This is a genomic window from Paenibacillus sp. MBLB1832 (genome assembly GCF_032271945.1).
In the GTDB taxonomy this organism is placed as follows: Bacteria; Bacillota; Bacilli; order Paenibacillales; family NBRC-103111; genus Paenibacillus_E; species Paenibacillus_E roseopurpureus.
In genome coordinates this window covers 1546870-1565504 of sequence record NZ_CP130319.1, presented here as the reverse complement: position 1 = coordinate 1565504, position 18635 = coordinate 1546870, and the positions used below count along the sequence as shown (strand labels likewise).

Here is an 18635-nt window from a genome sequence, read left to right as displayed (position 1 = left end):
ATCTTATATATGAAATGGCAATCGCAACGTGATACTAGCTTCTTCCTCATGCCAATCTTCATTCTCAAGCAAATACTGATTTCCCTCGGAAGCGAATTGCGTTGCAACCGACTGTTCTAGACGTTCTCGTTCATAAGGGCCTTGATAGACAAAATCAAGCAGCAGACTATCCTCTTGAAGATCGAACTCCAAGCTGAGTGTTCCACTTTCTCCATCCTCAAAGGTGATACTTTCCTGCACACACGCCACCACCTGGCGAATGAGACTTTCAATCAATCCGTCTGGGAGCGGCAATTGACCAAGATTAATTTCCTGTTCAATGTCCACATGCAGCTCTAACGTCTTGGATTTCACACGGAATTGAAGCAAATAAGCAATTAAAGATGGAATCCCCAACTTAGAGAGATTGCTTTCCTGCTGCATCGTTAATTTTATTTTTTCCATATACGGTCGCAAATTATCAAACTTCTTCATTTGAATATAACCAAATAAAATTTGGGCATCATTCATCCAATCGTGCCGCAAGCGATTCACGACCGCAATCAGCTCATGATGCGCGTCTCGCCTCTCTTGACTGAGCTTCGAAACGGACGCTTCCCCCAACCGACGAGCTTCTAAATTCCAATACATATAACCGCTTGCTAGAATGACACATAGAAACGCGCATCTGACCATCCAGGATTGTCCAATCAACATACCTGTCAATCCAACCAATACAAGCGCTAATAAATAGACTTGTGTGCCCCTTGCTCGCTTCATTCTCCGTCCGCTCCGTTCTCCTGCGTAATAATCGTCCATCCAGTATAGCATGTCAGCAGGAAAACTTCACCAAACAAACGAGAAAACCTCTGACCTCGACCATCCGAAATGAGTGATCACGGTGAGAGGCTTTGTTTTATTCGAAAAAATCCCTGGATGAACTCATCGCTCACCAGGGATTCTAATTACGCTTCTAGAGCTGCAGCTACAGGAGCTACATCAACTGGGTATACGCTCACTTTTTTGCGATCGCGGCCAAAACGCTCGAATTTCACTACGCCTTGTACCAAAGCGAAAAGTGTATCATCCGAACCGATGCCAACGTTCGTTCCTGGGTGAATTTTCGTACCGCGTTGACGGTAAAGAATGCTTCCAGCAGTAACAGTTTGACCGTCTGCACGTTTAGCGCCAAGGCGTTTGGAGTGCGAGTCACGTCCGTTCTTTGTGGAACCTACCCCTTTTTTGGAAGCGAAAAACTGGAGATCCAATTTAAACAACATGGTGTTATCCTCCTTTGTGATAGATTGTTTCAATCGTTATATAGTCACCGTAAGTTTGTTCAATCGTTCGCAGCATGACGACCATCGATTCTATAAGTAACTGCACTTGACTCCAAGTTTCAGGCACGGTGCGAGCACTATCTGGGATAGTAATATCCAACAGTCCAGCACCACGTTCCATTTCGTGAATCGGAATCACACCAGTTAAAGTTACAATCGAATTACAAGTACCAAACGTTACCGCTGATACCGCGGCGCAGACCAAGTCTTTGCCAGGTACGTCATATTCGGCATGGCCTTCCACTACAAAAGAAAGTACGTGAGGTGAATCCGGTGCAAGACGTTCTATGGTCACATAGATCATAGGGCTTGTCTCTTACGCTTGGATTTTCTCAACTACTACTCTTGTGTACGGTTGACGATGACCTTGCTTTTTGTGATAGTTCTTTTTCGGTTTGTACTTATACACGATGACTTTTGCGCCTTTACCGTGTTTTTCTACTTTCGCGGATACGGAAGCACCAGCAACCAATGGGGCACCTACTACTAGGCCATCCTCTTTGGAAACCAAGAACACACGATCAAAAGAAACTACCTCACCTTCAGCAGCGTTCAATTTCTCGATGTAAAGAACATCGCCCTCTTGAACTTTGTACTGTTTACCACCTGTTTCAATAATTGCGTACATTTTCACTTACCTCCTCATGTCTCAGACTCGCCTTGTGCAGGTGACGGAACGAAAGCAAATTCATTCGCGTACTTCGACCTGTTTCGTGCGGTTACAGCATGCCTAAACAACACACTTCGAGTATTATAGCACAGTTATAAATTCATATGCAATCGTTTATTTGCGTTTTCGGGTCATTTCCAGTAATCCCAGCTTCGTCCAGCCGACAATCGTCGTTTTGGATCGATCTTTGCGAACTTCCTCTGCCATCGTGGCCAAAACCTTAGCACGGTTATCATCGGCATACATATCAATAAAATCGACGATGATAATGCCTCTGAGATTCCGCAATCGCAGAAGTCTAGGTATTTCCATTGCGGCTTCGCGATTAATGTCCGTCACCGTCTGTTCGAGGTTGATCGAGCCCGTGTATCGACCTGTATTCACATCGATGACGGTTAACGCTTCGGTCTGATCAATAATCAAATATCCGCCGCTTGGCAGCCATATTTTCCGTCGAAAGCTTATATTCAGCTCTTCCGTCACGCCAAAATGATCAAACATCGGTGTTTTACGATCGTAGAACGCGATGCGGCCACGCCAGCTTGGCTGCTGCTTCCGCAATAAGCTTCGCATTTCCTCAAACACCTTATTGTTGCTCATCCAAACTTCATGCACATCATCAGAAATCACATCTCGCGCGATTTTAGGCAATAAATCGAGATCTTGGTAGAGCTGTGCAGGTCCATGCGACTCTTCCTTCTTCGCAAGAATGGTGCTCCAGACGTCTCGCAAATTTTGCAAATCATCGCGAATCGCTTCCTCGCTTTGGCCAATTGCGCCTGTACGAATGATGACTCCCTCATTAGGCAAAAGATTGCCTTCCGCAAGCTGCTTTAACCGCTGTCGTTCCGGTTCATCATCAATTTTGCGTGAAATGGCAATGTAATCAGCGTCAGGCATGTACACAATCCAACGTCCTGGAATGGAGACATGCGTCGTCACTCTGGCTCCCTTGGTTCCTTGCGGATCCTTGCTGACTTGAACCATCAACAGTTGTCCGACTTCAGCAATGTCCGTAATCAAAGGTTTAATCTTAGGCTGTTTGTCCAGATGGACAGGCAGGAGATCGTCTATATATAGAAAAGCATTCTTCGCAAGTCCAATATCCACGAATGCAGCTTGCATGCCAGGGAGTACGTTTACAATGCGTCCCATGTAGATGCCCCCAGCTCGTTGCGATTCAAGCGGATACTGCGTATCATACTCCACGAGTCGGCCATCCTCAAGCAATGCCGCTTGTGTCAGTTCGGGTGCGCAGTGAATTATCAGTTGCTTCATACAGGTTCACCTCACCCGTTATTTTACATGAAAAGATCGGAAACTGCACTCCCTGGTTTTTTCCCATCTAGATAACCGCCTACAATTTGCTGTTCGGGCAGCACCGCTTGAATACGTCCAACTTCGTTGACCACGTAGATCAAATGATATTTTTCCCGCATAAAAAGTTTCAACGTTTCCGCCATCGTAAGCTGCTTCGTAATCACAATCGGCTGTGCTCTAGTGCCGCGGCTTAGCAGTTGACCCACACGGATGCCCCGCCCCATTAGGAAGCGTAGGAAGTGATACGGAATTTGCCGATACGCATACCAATTCGACATCAGTAGAAACAATCCGATGACCAGAAAGTTTATTGGTAATTGTCCGTGAAGGAGTTGGATGACCGCCATGATAATAATCGAGAAGCTTAAGATCATACTTATCCAGACGGAATAAACGATTGCGTTATGGTATGACATTAAATAGCCTAATAAACATTGCATAACTTTGCCGCCATCGAGCGGCATCGCAGGGATCAGGTTAAATAATCCGATCATGAGATTAGCTTCAATGAAATAGTCCCACCAGTTGCTGCTTCCCAGATCGAGTGATTTCATCAGCATCGCCACCAGTATCAACCACACGTGTTGAAGAGGGCCCGCCAAGGCAACAATGAGCTCCTCACGGGTTGATGTGGTTCCTAACTCATCTACAATTAATACCCCGCCAAAGGGCAGTAGCTGAACCTCTTGTATCCGCCATCCAAAGCCTCTTGCCGCGGTGAGATGTCCCAGCTCATGAATGAGTACGATACCGAATAAGGTGATGGCTTCCAAGAAATAGCCAGTTAGGGCGCAGCCGATCAGAACAATGGTGAAAAGCGGATGAAACCGATACCTCGTCGCGCCCCATTTAATCAAAATTAATCACATCCGCCGGATTGATGCTCAATCCCTCTTTTAGCACGGAAAAGTACATGGTCCCTTTGGCTGGATCTTGTGCGGAAGCTTTCCCAATCGGCTCTCCCACCTTCATCCAATCCCCTACAGCAACACTAATCTCGCTGAGGCCGCCATACGTTGACTCAAGCCCGCCAGGGTGGCGGATAACGATCGTCTGCCCTGTTTCCGCAGCTGTTCCTGCAAAAATCACTTGTCCTGTGTCCACGGCGTACACAGGCGCAAAGGCCGCCGTCTTCAAATTGACGCCCTTGTGCGAAGAACCGTCGTAGCGCACAATGATGCTTCCCTTAGCAGGCGCGAACAGAGACCGTGATGTCGTGCTTACTTTGACCGCCTCATTCCCTGTTCGATTGAAGCTTGGAATGAACGCAGGCGAACTGCCGAATTTATCCGTATACCACGTCGAAAACGCGGTGAAATCATAAGACCGCGAAAGCGCCTCCGTGATGATCAGCTTTCCCTTCATTGCCCATGGCTTGTTCACTTGGAACATGCCATAAATCGCTGCAAATAGCATGCCGCTAATGAGCAATTTCAATGCGATAGTTCTCGGAGTCGGTGGGGTAAAAAGGCCATTCCCTGGATCAAAGCCGCCCTTCTCCATCTTCATTTTCTGCCTCCAAGCAAATTCAGGGTCTTCCATTCGCCTTCTCCACTCCGCATCGGCATACAAAGGCAAAGAAATCTCGTCCTGCGGCGGCCGCGGAGGCAAGAGGAACTCGGTCGGTGGAGAAGCTGATGATGTTGTTGATGCGCGAAAAGAACTGCCATTCCCCTGCGAAACGTCGGACGATTCCCGCAAATGGCGAAGTCGCTCCAGACGCCGTTGTTTCACTTTATCGTTTGAACCCATGATATCCCCTCCATATCGAGCCTCATAGTACAGCCTATGAGGCCATGGACAAGATTATGTGATCGTTCCGATGTACAAAAACAAGCTGCCTCGCGGCAGCTTGTTCCTCCTATTAAGGTTGAAGCAAATTGTAGATAACCTGTGCGCTTTCCGCGCGTGTTGTGATGCCTTGCGGAGCAAATGAATGCTCCTCTCTACCGTGTAGAAGCCCCAGACTAACAGCCTGCTCAACACTTGCCAACGCCCACTTGCTTATCGAGTCAGCATCTGTAAATGATGGAGTCCCCTCTGCCACAGCAGTCGCCGAACCATCGTGCATCACTTGGTAGGCACGAACGATCATCGCCGCCATCTCTTCACGCGTGATCGGTTCATCTGGCGCAAAGTGGTGCTCATCACGTCCTGTTATGATACCAAGCTGATAAGCAGCTGCTACGTAGGATTCGTACCAAGCGCCTGCTTCAATATCATTGAATGGCTGCGCCTCGCCTACCCCTTCTTTACCAAGAGCTCTTACAAGCAAGGCAGCAAATTGCCCTCTCGTTACTTGGTTTTCTGGTGCAAACAACGAATCTGTCATACCTTCAAGGATATGTTTGGCACTTAGCTCCTTGATCACGGAGAACGCCCAATGATCTGCGGATACGTCTGTATAGACTTTATTCAATTGAAGAGCTGCATATTGACTGAAATGACTCACATTAACTGTCAGCAAGTCACCAAGAATCGTGCCGCCAACATATTCAATCGTGCCATCATCACGTACATAATAAGCAGCTGTGAGCTTGTGGTCAGCTCCTGGCAATAGTTTGAACGTTAAGGTAATCGGCTTATCAAATTTCGTTAATGTATAGACCTTATTGTCTTTCGTCACGACAGACAATGTGAAATCAAACACTGTGCTAGCAAGGCTTATCCCTGGGTGTGCTAACAGCTTCTCATTGCCTGCCTCGCTTACAGGTGCAACCGTCATATGAACTTGTGCATCCTGCAGGAATTCCGCTGGCACAAGGGCTTGCACACGTTGTAGTACATCGGATGGCAATGTTACAGCTATGTTCTCTTTTTGAACGATAATTGGGGCCGCTCCCGCACCGTTAATAACGGCAATTGGCATGCGAATCCCTTCGTGCTCGCTATCGACATCTACCGTTAAGCTGCCGTCGGCATTCTTTTTGAAATCGGCAGGTGAAACCAATTGATCATGAACGCCTTGTGAACCCACTGGAGGATTCGCTGGTGTTGGTGTTGGATTCGACGGTGTATCTGGTGTCGATGGGTCTTCACTCGTCCGTGTCACGGAGATCGTTACGGTTTTCGTTGCTTGGTTTTTCCGACCCTTATCTTCGTACCACGGTTGATTCAATGTTGCAGCACTCGGTTCAATATGAAGCACGAATGTGTTTAAGCCCGTTTTCAAAGGAATGCTGCCCATGTCCACATGCCCGAAAGCATCCATGCTTCCTGCGGATATCGGCACACCGTTAATTGTAAAGTTGACGCCGTAAGGTACGACAGCTTTCAACTTCATTGTGCTGTCTTCCGTGGAATACACGATATCATCCCCAAAGGATATGCGCGGCATCGATATGGACATTGGCATATCCACCCAGCGAAGCACGTTGTCCTCTACAACCATTTTGTTATCACCTTGATTGGAAATGGTCAGATGCATGTTCGTATTTTCAGAGCTGTATGCCCAATTGCCATAATCAGTCGTATCGTTTTCCTGACGAGAATGACTAGTGAAAGCTTCCGTATTCCATGTACCTCGGGTGTATTTGTACTGAATGGTCTTGCCTGCCATCATCTTGAAGCTGTATTCTACGACTCTGCGATCTGTCGCACCACTTGGCACTTGCAGCTGATTACCGCTTGAATTCCAGCCATTGAAATCCCCTGCAATGAAGATGTCATCCGTAGATGGCGTATAATCTGGCAGACGCAGTCTTAGCAGCACATCCACCATTACCAATTTCGGCATCACAGCCCGCTCCTCGGAGAAAGCGCGATTATAGCCAGCATCATAGGCAGCAACCCGATACGTATAGGCGGTATCATTGCTTACCGCATAATCAATATACGTCATTTGTGACTTAGCTACGGTGGCAATTTTATGATAAGTAGCCTCCGTAACTGTCTTCTTATAAATTTCGAAGCCCGCGACTGAATCATCGCTCAATGCCCAATTCAGAGCAACGCGATTAGATTCCACTGTAATATTCGCCAGCGCTGGAGCGGCAGGTGGTGTCTGGTCGTCTACATTGGCAAAAACCTGAAGTGACACGATCGACGACGGGGTGTAATGCTCGCCATTGTCCATCGAGGCTTTCACAAAATAATCATAGAAACCTGACTCCGTCGGTTCAAAAGATGCCCAATACACTTTGTTGCCCGCACTGTCGGACTCATACCGAAGCTTCGATTCTTGAGCATAAGCAGGATCTGTGCCTTGTTTATAATAAACCAAGCTTGCTAATAGGTTCGGTGCTTCTTTCCCCGAGTTGGCTGGATCATTCGTTACCCCATCCACACCGATTTCAGTTCTAATTTTACCGACATTATGACCAACCTGTAAGTACACGGCTTCTGTCACCGAAGATGGCACACCTACATAACCAATTTCAAATGCTGGAGTAGCCGAAACCATATCGCTGAGGAAGCTTTCCCCGCTTCCTTTTACCGCCGTAACGGCATAATAGTATTTCGTTCCGTTGACAATCGCCGTATCTGTCCATGAGGTCGTTGCCGTCGTCCCAACCAGCGTGACTTGACCACCCTCAATCGCAGCTCGATAAATGTGATAGCTCTCTGCACCCACTACAGCATCCCATGTCAGATCGACACGATGATTGCCGCCAACTGCTGCACTACCTTGCACCTGTGGAACAACCTGTAGATTAGCTGTGGACACCATCATCAGTCCTGTTTGCGCTGGGATCGTTAGATCAATGCTGCCATCCACGACAGATCCTTGCACTTGACCATAGAGTTGATCAACCAAGGTTAATCCTTCAGGCAAGAAGCCAGCTACATTCGCATGAACCGTTTTGGCGGTCGAATTACGATTAATGACGAGCAGGGCACCTTTAGTCTCATTTTTACGAGCATAGACAATGACATCATCGTTCGCATAAGCAACCTTCAGATCACCTGTGCGGAAAACAGCATTCTCATTGCGAATTTTAGCGGCTTTCTGATACACATTTAAAATACTTGCATAATCCCCGTTACCCGTGTAGGTTCCATTCCCTTGCTCTGTCACACGTTCCCACGGGAAGGTTCGGCGTGAATCGGGATCCTTCGTACCTGTTAAGCCAACTTCATCACCATAGTAAATTGTCGGTGCGCCTGGATAGCCCATTTGGAAAATGGCGGTCAACTCCTGCAGCTTCAATGCACGCGGGCTGGCATCAGGCGCTATTTTCAAATGTTCTTCTTCCCACTCTGGATGATCGTAAATTGTTGCTGAACGCGTCGTATCGTGCGAATCCACCAGGTTCAGCATCGCTTGCCATGCTTGTTTCGGATAATCCTCGCGTACAGCTTCGAGTTTCTCATTGAGCACAGCGCTGTTGCCTGAGTTCATAAAGCTTTGAATCGCGTTACGGAAACGGTAGTTCATCACCGAATCAAACTGATCCCCTAGCAAGAATCGCGTAGCAACGCCCCATTCCTCGCCCAAAATCACAGGATCTTCAATCGGATCGCCATTCCCATCGAGTAATCCTTTCGTTGATTTGACCGCTTCACGGAACTTCTGCCATGTACCGCTGGACACATCAGGAGCGACGTCTAAACGCCAGCCGTTAGCCCCCATCCACAGCCAACGCTGCGAGTTCGCGGCTTGCATCTCGGTTTGTGCTGCGGCAGGGTTCAATCCTGAAACATCATGACCAATGACCATATCGCGATAGTCGATATTGTTCCACTCATGCTGGCCAGGCAGGGACATCGTGTCCGCTGGCAGCAATTCGGTTGCCACAGTTTGCGGGTCCTTCGCATCCATCACAGGCAAGGAGTCGTAACCCCACCATGCGTCGTACTTGTAGTGCAGGTTCGCCGTGTCTCTGTCCTTCACTTTTTCATTCAAAACGGTGAACCAGGTTGTATATTTGAAGTCTTCTGGATATTGGTAGTGCTGGCCTGTCATCGGATTAATTTGGGACGTGAACACCAACTTAACCGCTTCTTCCGCCTGTTGTTTCGTCTCATTTGTCGCTTTCATCCGGTCGTACACCTTGGACCAGTACTCGTATGCGCCAATCTCTGGATATTTCTCATATCGGTCAAAATAAATGGAATCATCGCCCACATGGTTGAATACGCCATCGTTGATGACTTTAATTCCAACGGCTTTCGCAGCTTTCGTGAACGTTAGAAACGCTGCATCGGAGGCTTCGCGTGTCTTCGCGTAATCTAATCCTGAAGCAGGATCATTCGGGGTGTTGTACACCGGAACCCCAAACATCGGATCTAGATGCTTATAATCCGTCGCATCATATTTATGATTGGAAGCCGCCCAAGAGACAGGGTTCAAATAAACTGCCGTGACACCTAAAGCTTTCAGATATCCGAGTTTCTGCTGAATCCCTTGAATATCTCCCCCATAAAATTCATTCGTCCAAGCCCCGTCTGTCTTCGCATCGGGATAATATGGGGCATTGACTGGTGTTTTCCGATCTGGATTTTCTGGGAAGTCACCCCATGTTCCCCACACTTGTGTGCTGGCTGGATCATTCGCTACGCCGCCATCAAAATATTGCAGCTTCTGCCCGCCTTTCGACGTGGCATACTGACTTTCCAAAGCGCCTCTAGCGCCATCCGCTAGTTTGGCTCGATTGTTTGCCGAATTCCCATCGAAAAAGCGGTCAGGGAAAATTTGATAGACAACCGCATTTTTCATCCAATCTGGCGTTTGATAATTAGGATCATATACCGTCAAATTGTAGGGCAATGCGCCTTCATCGCTCGTGCTGCCCGTAGCGCCGCTTGCGCCATCATCCCCGTACTCGACTTTCGTTGACCCGTCTACTAGGATAAATTTATAACCCCAGATGCCGATTTTGCCAGCGAACGTACTTTTAGGAATGGAGACTTCGAAATAATCTTTCCCCTCAACAGTCGTTGCCTTCCTCATCATAAAAGCATTCGATAATCCATCAGGCGCTGTCAGCTCCGCCTTGGCAAATTGCACATCGCCTTTGTTCGCAGAAATGCGAAGTGTCAGGTCCTCATTGCCCGCTTTGATGGCCCCGAAAGGCTTCTTATACGTAATCGAACGGCTGTCAAAAACGATGCCATCCTTCTTGATCTGCCCATCAAACACGCTGTCCTTCGCTACGTAATCATGCGACAACAACTTGTTCGAAGCGGAGTAATCGATGGAAAATGTCACATTCGCTTCATCGAGCGTTACAAGCTTGAGGTCCCCCTCTGGTCCGCCATAGTCGTTGTTATTCCAGTCATTCGAGAAGGTCACCTTCGCTTTATAGCTGCCCGCTGGAATCGTACGCTGCAGCTTATACACCGTACCATTAAGGTTATAGTCGACGAAAAACTGTGCTGCTTGGGAAGGTGACCATTCAGGCTCACCAAACAAGGTTTGAATATCGCCTACTAGGCGCGGCCATTGATTATCCGCCTTCTGCGGTACATATTGCTCCAAGCCATGAACACCTGGAATTGAAATTTTCGCCAGATTCAACCCTTCGTTGATGTAGAACTTCACATTGGTGGCTGTGGCAAGATCGAAAGCAAAGTTACCTCCGTTATCGCTAAAGCCTTCCCATGTGCCGTTCTTAACAAATTTAAATTCATAGTGCCCAGCTTGTAAGTCTTTGGAAAATTCATAATAATCGCCAACGATATGTTTCATTTTGGTTTCAGGATTTTGATTGTTCCAGTCTTGAATTCCAGCCAAATACCATTGCGTTTTTCCACCTGGTTGTTCAATACCTGTGTTTACAGGGATGTCCGCCGCAAATACGCGTGACGGAAATAACCCCGCCAACAGTTGGACCATCAGCAACAGTGCGGTTAGAAGTGCCCTGTAAGAAAATCCTCTTGGAGATGATATTACCTTCATGATTGCAATTCCTCCTCATTTCAATTAGTGCAAACGTTTGCGCAAATAAGAGAAAAAAACGGCCCATATAGACGCAAAAACCCCGCCATCTCGAAACAGAGATACCGGGGTTGTTTCGAACGGGAAACCGTTCAAAAAGCATTGCCCTTAGGTTTTTAAGCGTTTTCAAAGCATGTATTTGTCTCTAACTATATTTTGAAAACGCTTTATTGTCAATATGAAAAAATCCCAACCTGTTATGCAACAAGTTGGGATTTGCACAAAATAGCACGAATTAGAATAATTCTGGCGCTCGCTCCTGATGCAGTTTCACACTCATAACAAGACCGAGTGACAGCATGTTTATGAGCAGCGAGGTTCCCCCATAGCTGACGAAAGGAAGCGTGATCCCCGTTAAGGGCATAATGCCGATCATCATGCCCACATTTTCAAAAATTTGAAATACGAACATCGAGACAACGCCAACCACAATATAGGCACCGCCTAGTTGCGCGCTTTGAATGGAAATCAGAATCATGCGATAGATCAACATGAAGTAAATGAGCAGCAAAACGGCAGAACCACGGAAGCCGAACTCTTCGCCTACAACGACAAAGATGGAATCCGAATAAGCGAACGGAATGAAGTTACTGTGCACCGAAGTTCCGTGCAGGAAGCCCTCGCCTTCCAGTCCACCAGAACCAATGGCGCGCACCGCATTGCGAACTTGATAATTATCGTCCGCAGACACATCCTGAGGGTACAAGAACGTATCGATACGATCCATCCAGTGGCTGAATCCATAGCCTTTGAGCAATTCGAATAGGGCATCATGGAAATGCTTATACACGGTCAGCATTAGAAATCCAACGCCAACAACGATAACGATGCTAATCAGCACTTGTGAATATTTGATATTGCCGATCCACAGCATCCCCAGCAAAATAATGATGAAAATAATCGCATTCCCTAAATCTGGCTGGATGAGCACAAGCATGAACGGAATGAGCACAGCAAGCCCGACGGGAATAATATCGCTCTTTACTTGCAGCAGATCTCCCCCTCGTTTGGCGAGAAGCGCTGTAATGCAAATAATGAGAATAAGCTTCACGAGCTCCGCGGGTTGAAAGGTCAAACCACCTGGCAATTCAAACCAGCCGCGGGCACCATGTATTTTTTTACCAAAAAAATAAACAGCAATCAACGAAACGATTCCGATCCCGTATAAGTAAGGCGCAATCCGTATGAGCACACGATAGTCAAACAGACTGCAGGCCAAGAAACCTGCTAGCCCGACTGCATACAAGGCCAATATCTTCGTGATACTAATGTTAATCGTTGGATGATCTACCGACGAACTATAGACCAGCATCGTAGAGATAACCATGAACGCAAACAGGATGACAACAATAGGAATATCAATGTTTTTCAGTTTGGCGAACACAGAACGATCATCCTATTCCGATAAACTTTTTCATGCGTTTGACCCAACCTGTTTTATCTTCAAGCTGCATGAGCGGAACTGTATCGCCAACGATGCGGCGAGCAATATTCCGATAAGCGATAGCTGCGCGTGACGATGGGTTCATCACGGTAGGCTCACCTAAATTAGCAGCCTTAATGACATGCTCGTCATCAGGCACAATCCCCAATAGATCAATGGCAAGGACCGAACAAATTTCGTCGATGTCCAGCATCTCGCCTTTTTTCACCATCATCGGCCTGATGCGGTTAATGACTAACTTCGGAGAAGAAATTTTCTCATTCTCCAACAATCCGATAATGCGGTCAGCATCGCGAACAGCGGCATTTTCTGGTGTGGTCACGACAATTGCTTTGTCTGCCCCTGCAACAGCATTTTTGAAGCCTTGTTCAATGCCTGCCGGGCAGTCGATGATGACGAACTCAAAATCATTCTTGAGCTCCAAAATAATCGTCCGCACCTGCTCTGGCGAAACGGCATGCTTATCTTTCGTTTGAGCTGCTGGTAATAAATACAATTCCTCAAACCGTTTATCTTTAATCAGCGCCTGCGGCAATCGGCAACGACCCTCTGCAACATCAACAAGATCGTAGATGATCCGATTTTCCAACCCCATGACAACATCCAAATTACGCAGACCAATATCGGTATCGACCATACACACTTTTTTCCCAAGAAGCGCAAGTGCAGTTCCTAGATTAGCGGAAGTTGTCGTTTTACCAACGCCGCCTTTACCTGATGTTACAACGATAGCCTCTCCCATATTCCTCACCCCACACACAGTTTATATAAAAATCCTACCTTATTTGATTGGCGCTTCCGGCCAAATCCGATGAAGTTGATGCAGCTTGTCGATTTCCATTTTACCATCTTTCACATAGGCAAATTCCATAAAGGCTTCTTCAATTCCCCACTCATCCGGTGAACGTGAGATCACGCCCGCAATTCGCAATTGCGTCGGACGCATGTGAGAAGCCGCGATAATCGACTTCTCTTCCCCCTCCGAACCAGCATGAGCCATGCCTCGGAGAGAGCCCATGATGTAAATGTTCCCCGTTGAAGAAATGATACCGCCAGGATTCACATCTCCGAGATAGAGCAAGTCACCTTCATGATGTAACGTTTGTCCAGATCGAATCATCCCGCGCAGCGTCGTTATCGCTGATTTGGGCTCTTCTGGCGTCAGGATCTTAGGCGGTTCACTTTCAATCGATTGGATCAACAGATTCCCCTTCTGCTTAATAACAGAACGAATCTCTTCCTTCTGCTCTTCTGTCGCCTCACGACTGCCCAACTTCACATTCACATGAATAATCGGACCCGTTAATATTTGCTGATGCGTTTTCTCGAGCTTATGCTGCAATTCCTGCAGGAGCTCTTCCCAATCGCATCCGTCATTTAGTAAAAAAACAAGGCCATCCTTGACCCCTTTAATCATCACATGGTGCTTAGCTACAGACATAATGCATGACGACCTCCCAACCTATACATTTCGGTCCCTGTTCTGATTTTTCCTGCTTGATGCCTGTAAATTTAATCTTCATTCCCAGAAACTGCGGTACGCTTTCCTTCCAGCAATTTCCGAATCGGAACGTAACAAAGCAAGGCAATCAGTAAATTGAACAGAACGCTTGGGAGCATGTAATGGGTGAGAGCCCAATTCAAATCAATTGTGATCAACTTGAACAAGCGATTGATCCCATAGTTGAGAAACTCGAATAAGAGCAAACCTATGCTTGTTATCAGCAAATTATAAAAAATCAAGTTAGGCTGTCTGCGTTGGCCTAATCCCGCTAGATAGCCGACAAGCCCCATTCCGAAGGAGTAAACGCCCAGCATGGCTCCATAATAGATGAAATCATGCAATAACCCGAAGATCAATCCGTAAATTAAAGCAGCATGACGATGATGGAAAAGTCCAATAAACATAATAAACACTAAAGTTAAATGCGGTGTTACATAAACCGTCGATTGCCAGGCAGCAGGCAGCAGCCAGACGATCAACGTTCCCTGAAGAATAAACAGGGCGAATAGGATGAGCCAAATTACGTGTCGATTCATTTGTCGGCTCACCTCATTTCACTTCCGGAACTTCCACGACGAATACTTCGCGGATTCGATTAAAGGACGCCTTCGGTTTTACCAAAACCTTATACGTGATTCCGAACTCACCAGGACCGATGGAAGAGATCGTCCCCACTTCTATGCCTTTCGGGAAAACTTGTCCTAAACCTGAAGTGATAATGGTGTCGCCGATTTTCATATCATCAGCATGTTCAACTTTGTTCATCACGAGCTCGCCCAACTTAGCATCATACGATTCGATCATGCCAAAAGGCTGCGACTCGTTGCCTTTCACCGTAACCGCAATGGCCTTGGAGTTATTGTCGGTATCATTCGTCTCAGTAAGCAGTTGGACATTCGAATGGAATCCGAATACTTTGCTGACACGACCAACCAGACCATCCACGGTCATGACCGCCATGTTCTCTTTAATGCCGTCTTTATCGCCAAGATTAATCGTGACCGTGCTGTTGTAGGGATCTGGATCAACCGTCACGACTTCGGCAATACGATAGGTGTAATTGTTCGCTTGGCGTTGGCGTTCTGTAAAGCCGAGCGCTTCCATCAGCCGCTTATTTTGCGACTCCAGTTCATTCAATCGCTGCGTATCTCGCGCATACTGCGTGAGCGTCAATTTCAATGTTTTATTTTCCTCATAGATGACTCGCAGCTGTCTGATATCTTCAAAGAAACCCGCTATGGAAGAAGCGGGCTTGTACAGGAGTCCTTGGGTCCATGAAACAGAATCTTTGACAAATTTCTCAGGCCAAGTCATCGGCCCTCGATTGCCGAGTGTTAGCCCCATAAGAATAAAAAAACAGACTAAACCAGACATTAGAAAAATGAGTCGTTTATTTCCCATGAATTTAAACAAATTAGCACCTTCTAACGAAAATTAACCCTTATACCTGGAACCAGATCCTGATTTATTTTTGAATAAATGAATATTTTCTAACGCGCGTCCCGTACCAATCGCAACGCAATCCAACGGATTTTCGGCAACCATGACAGGCATCCCCGTCTCTCTAGCCAACAAGCGGTCCAAGTTACGCAGCAAACCGCCGCCCCCCGTCAACACGATACCCCGATCCATAATATCTGCCGAAAGCTCTGGCGGGCATTTCTCCAGCGTTACCTTCACAGCCTCCACAATTGCGCTGACCGTATCTGCCAAAGATTCTGTAATTTCAGTTGAAGTCACGCTGATCGTCTTCGGTAAACCCGTAACAAGATCCCGGCCGCGAATTTCTAAGGAATCTGGTTTCTCCAAGTTTAGCGCCAGTGCAGATCCAATCTCGATCTTAAGCGTTTCTGCCGTACGTTCACCAATCATCAAATTGTAGGTACGTTTAATATATTGAATGATAGCTTCATCCATTTCATCGCCAGCGATTCGAATCGAGCGGCTCGTCACAATACCGCCAAGGGAAATAACCGCGACTTCTGTCGTTCCGCCGCCAATATCGACGACCATGCTTCCCGTCGGCTCCCATACCGGCAAATCCGCGCCGATCGCAGCCGCGAAAGGCTCCTCGATCGTATAAGCTTCTCGGGCACCCGCTTGTTTCGTTGCATCCTCAACAGCACGTTTCTCTACCGCTGTAATGCCGGACGGCACGCAAACCATGACGTTCGGATGACGTCCAAATAACCAACGTTGCTTCTGAGCACGACGAATAAAGTAGCGAATCATCGTGGATGTCGTATCGAAATCCGCAATAACACCATCCTTCATCGGACGAATCGCACGAATGTTTCCTGGTGTACGGCCAATCATTTTCTTGGCATCTTCACCTACAGCCTCAATTGTTTTCGTATCAGTACGAAGGGCAACCACTGAAGGCTCCCTAACGATTATTCCTCTGCCTTTCACATAAACCAGTGTATTCGCTGTCCCTAAATCAATCCCTAAATCTTTGGTAAATCCTCCAAACATGACAAGCAGCTCCTTTCCTATTGCGTGTTCTATTATATTACATAAAGCCTTGTTCCTTCAAACTTATGAATCTCTGATCTCCAATGATAACATGATCCAACACTTCAATTCCAATTATTGTTCCAGCTTCAACTAAACGGGCAGTAAGACTAATATCTTCCGGGCTCGGAGTCGGATCGCCGCTCGGATGGTTATGTACACATATAATCGAGGCACTGCTGCGCTTAATCGCGGCTCGAAATACCTCCCTCGGATGCACGATGGAAGCGTTTAAGCTTCCCATGGATAACGTTTCTTGCCCCACAACATGGTTTTTCGTATTGAGAAAAAGGCAAACAAAATGCTCCTTTTGCAGATAGCGAAGATCCTCGCTCATTAAATTCGCAATATCCTTGGGAGAACGGATCGTCACTCGCTCTTCATGGGAGCTCTTAGCCAACCTTCGACCGAGCTCGATGCCCGCCTGAATCTGCAAAGCCTTCGCGTCGCCAATTCCTTTGATCTGGGTCAATTGATCCTTACTCATGTCAACAAGGCTGCGGAGTCCGCCAGACTCGCTTAGAATTCGATTAGCCAAGTTGATTGCAGATTCCGATACCGTTCCCGTTCGCAGCAAAATTGCGAGTAATTCCGCATGGCTTAACGCTCCTGCGCCTAATTGGAGCATACGCTCCCGCGGCCTTTCTTCCATGGGTACTTCTCTTAGCATAAGACTTGAGCTTTCCATGTATTCCCCTCTTCCGTAATGTAGGTTGTGTTACTTGCTAATATCCCATGCATGCGATCCGATGCCCCTAATACGACACAAAACCCCCGGATGGAGATCCGAGGGCTTCTAGGATAAGGGCTCTTTATTCGATTGTGGACACTCAAATTGCTTGATTTGCTCGAGCATGCTGCCAATGGTATGACCTTCAAAGTAGTTCTCCATCTGCTTCTCGGCATCTTTAAAAACGTTCCCCATTAATAGATCCATCTTCGAGGAGATTAAGCAAGGCTTCGACTCATCACCTGAGCACCAACTCGGCTTAAGCGTGCCTTGGCACGTTAAGCGGTAAATCTCGGCGAGTGTTACCTCTTCTGGCTTGCAACTAAGAATAAATCCGCCGCCTATGCCTTCTTTCGTTGACACATAGCCTGCTTTCCGCAAAAAACCCATCACTTTGCGAATACGTGCAGAATGGGTGGAGACATTCGCTGCAATTTCTTCGCTGGTTGCCATATGATCAGGTAAATGCGCTAACAGAACAAGACTATGTACGGCTATCGTAAATTCGCTGTTCATGGCGATACCTCCCGAAGCATGCGATGTCGTGTTGTATTACGCTTACTGTCATTGTACTCGTTACAGATAAGTCAGTCAATCTACTGTTCTACAGTACTTGAATGTTGAACTCCAAGAGCATGTCGCTCAATAGCGAAAGCGGGAGTCCAACAACAGTAAAATAGTCTCCTTCAATGCCGCTGATGATTGTTGCGCCAATACCTTGAATCGCATAGGAACCAGCTTTGTCTCTCGGTTCACCTGTTGCGATATACCGGCGAATCTGCTCATCCGACATCGCCTTCATATGAACGTTGGTCACGCTATGTGACACAACCTGTTTCCCCGTTTCAGCATCTACACAAGCTACGCCGCTGAATACTTGATGTGTTTGGCCTTGCATCGCTTTCAGCATGCGGAAGGCATCTTCCTCATCAACGGGTTTGCCCAGCACCTCATCGTTATAGACGACAACGGTATCGGAGCCGATAATGATGCCATGCTTGTCTGAGGCTTCCAGCATCTCCCTGACGGTAGCCGCTTTTCTTAACGATAAAACTTCGACAAATTCCGACGGCGTTATTTTTTGTTCGACGGTCTCATCCGCGTCACTCACCCGAATTATATAAGGAAGTCCAAAAGATTGTATCAACTCCTGTCTCCTCGGTGAAGAGGAAGCCAGAATTAATTGGTGCGCTGCCATAGGCACGATCAACAACTCCTCATTTGTAATCATACAATTTCAAAAACGTATTAAAAG

Annotated in this window: 17 protein-coding genes; all 17 read right to left on the bottom strand. The window is 47.1% G+C overall.

Going from position 1 to position 18635, the window contains the following annotated elements; genetic code table 11:
* Positions 1-3: 3 nt before the first annotated feature.
* The gene (locus MJB10_RS07070) at positions 4-759 is read right to left on the bottom strand and encodes a Spo0B domain-containing protein (RefSeq protein WP_314802969.1); all 756 of its coding nucleotides are present in this window, start codon (positions 757-759) and stop codon (positions 4-6) included.
* A 185-nt stretch (positions 760-944) separates the two neighbouring features.
* Entirely contained in the window at positions 945-1256 is a 312-nt protein-coding gene (gene rpmA, locus MJB10_RS07065) for a 50S ribosomal protein L27 (RefSeq protein ID WP_314805505.1), read from the bottom strand.
* 7 nt (positions 1257-1263) lie between these two features.
* Positions 1264-1623, bottom strand: a complete 360-nt coding sequence (locus MJB10_RS07060) for a ribosomal-processing cysteine protease Prp (protein ID WP_314802967.1) — start codon at positions 1621-1623, stop codon at positions 1264-1266.
* Between the two features lie 12 nt (positions 1624-1635).
* Entirely contained in the window at positions 1636-1947 is a 312-nt protein-coding gene (gene rplU, locus MJB10_RS07055) for a 50S ribosomal protein L21 (RefSeq protein WP_028555793.1), read from the bottom strand.
* A gap of 156 nt (positions 1948-2103) precedes the next feature.
* Positions 2104-3267 carry an Rne/Rng family ribonuclease gene (locus MJB10_RS07050; protein ID WP_314802964.1) on the bottom strand — a complete coding sequence of 388 codons (1164 nt, stop codon included), beginning with the start codon at positions 3265-3267 and terminating at the stop codon, positions 2104-2106.
* Positions 3268-3290: 23 nt separating this feature from the next.
* Positions 3291-4166 carry a M50 family metallopeptidase gene (locus tag MJB10_RS07045; RefSeq protein ID WP_314802962.1) on the bottom strand — a complete coding sequence of 292 codons (876 nt, stop codon included), beginning with the start codon at positions 4164-4166 and terminating at the stop codon, positions 3291-3293.
* Complete coding sequence (locus MJB10_RS07040; protein WP_314802960.1) at positions 4159-5061, bottom strand: M23 family metallopeptidase; 903 nt, start codon at positions 5059-5061, stop codon at positions 4159-4161. Before MJB10_RS07040 ends, MJB10_RS07045 begins: the two co-directional genes overlap by 8 nt.
* Before the next feature lie 112 nt (positions 5062-5173).
* Positions 5174-11149 (bottom strand): alpha-amylase family glycosyl hydrolase, encoded by a 5976-nt coding sequence (locus MJB10_RS07035; RefSeq protein WP_314802958.1) that lies wholly within the window; start codon positions 11147-11149, stop codon positions 5174-5176.
* A gap of 274 nt (positions 11150-11423) precedes the next feature.
* Positions 11424-12572 (bottom strand): FtsW/RodA/SpoVE family cell cycle protein, encoded by a 1149-nt coding sequence (locus tag MJB10_RS07030; protein WP_314802957.1) that lies wholly within the window; start codon positions 12570-12572, stop codon positions 11424-11426.
* Positions 12573-12579: 7 nt separating this feature from the next.
* A complete protein-coding gene (gene minD, locus MJB10_RS07025; RefSeq protein WP_314802956.1) occupies positions 12580-13374 on the bottom strand; it encodes a septum site-determining protein MinD in 795 nt (264 codons plus the stop codon).
* A 39-nt stretch (positions 13375-13413) separates the two neighbouring features.
* A complete protein-coding gene (gene minC / locus MJB10_RS07020; protein WP_314802952.1) occupies positions 13414-14073 on the bottom strand; it encodes a septum site-determining protein MinC in 660 nt (219 codons plus the stop codon).
* 71 nt (positions 14074-14144) lie between these two features.
* Complete coding sequence (gene mreD / locus MJB10_RS07015) at positions 14145-14672, bottom strand: rod shape-determining protein MreD (protein WP_314802950.1); 528 nt, start codon at positions 14670-14672, stop codon at positions 14145-14147.
* Between the two features lie 13 nt (positions 14673-14685).
* Positions 14686-15537, bottom strand: a complete 852-nt coding sequence (mreC, locus tag MJB10_RS07010; RefSeq protein WP_314802949.1) for a rod shape-determining protein MreC — start codon at positions 15535-15537, stop codon at positions 14686-14688.
* A 33-nt stretch (positions 15538-15570) separates the two neighbouring features.
* Positions 15571-16611: a rod shape-determining protein gene (locus MJB10_RS07005; protein WP_314802947.1), complete on the bottom strand. Its 1041-nt coding sequence runs from the start codon at positions 16609-16611 to the stop codon at positions 15571-15573.
* 37 nt (positions 16612-16648) lie between these two features.
* The gene (radC, locus tag MJB10_RS07000; RefSeq protein WP_314802943.1) at positions 16649-17338 is read right to left on the bottom strand and encodes a RadC family protein; all 690 of its coding nucleotides are present in this window, start codon (positions 17336-17338) and stop codon (positions 16649-16651) included.
* 108 nt (positions 17339-17446) lie between these two features.
* Complete coding sequence (locus MJB10_RS06995; RefSeq protein ID WP_314802940.1) at positions 17447-17896, bottom strand: RrF2 family transcriptional regulator; 450 nt, start codon at positions 17894-17896, stop codon at positions 17447-17449.
* An 88-nt stretch (positions 17897-17984) separates the two neighbouring features.
* Complete coding sequence (locus MJB10_RS06990) at positions 17985-18611, bottom strand: Maf family protein (protein ID WP_314802934.1); 627 nt, start codon at positions 18609-18611, stop codon at positions 17985-17987.
* Between the last annotated feature and the right edge of the window lie 24 nt (positions 18612-18635).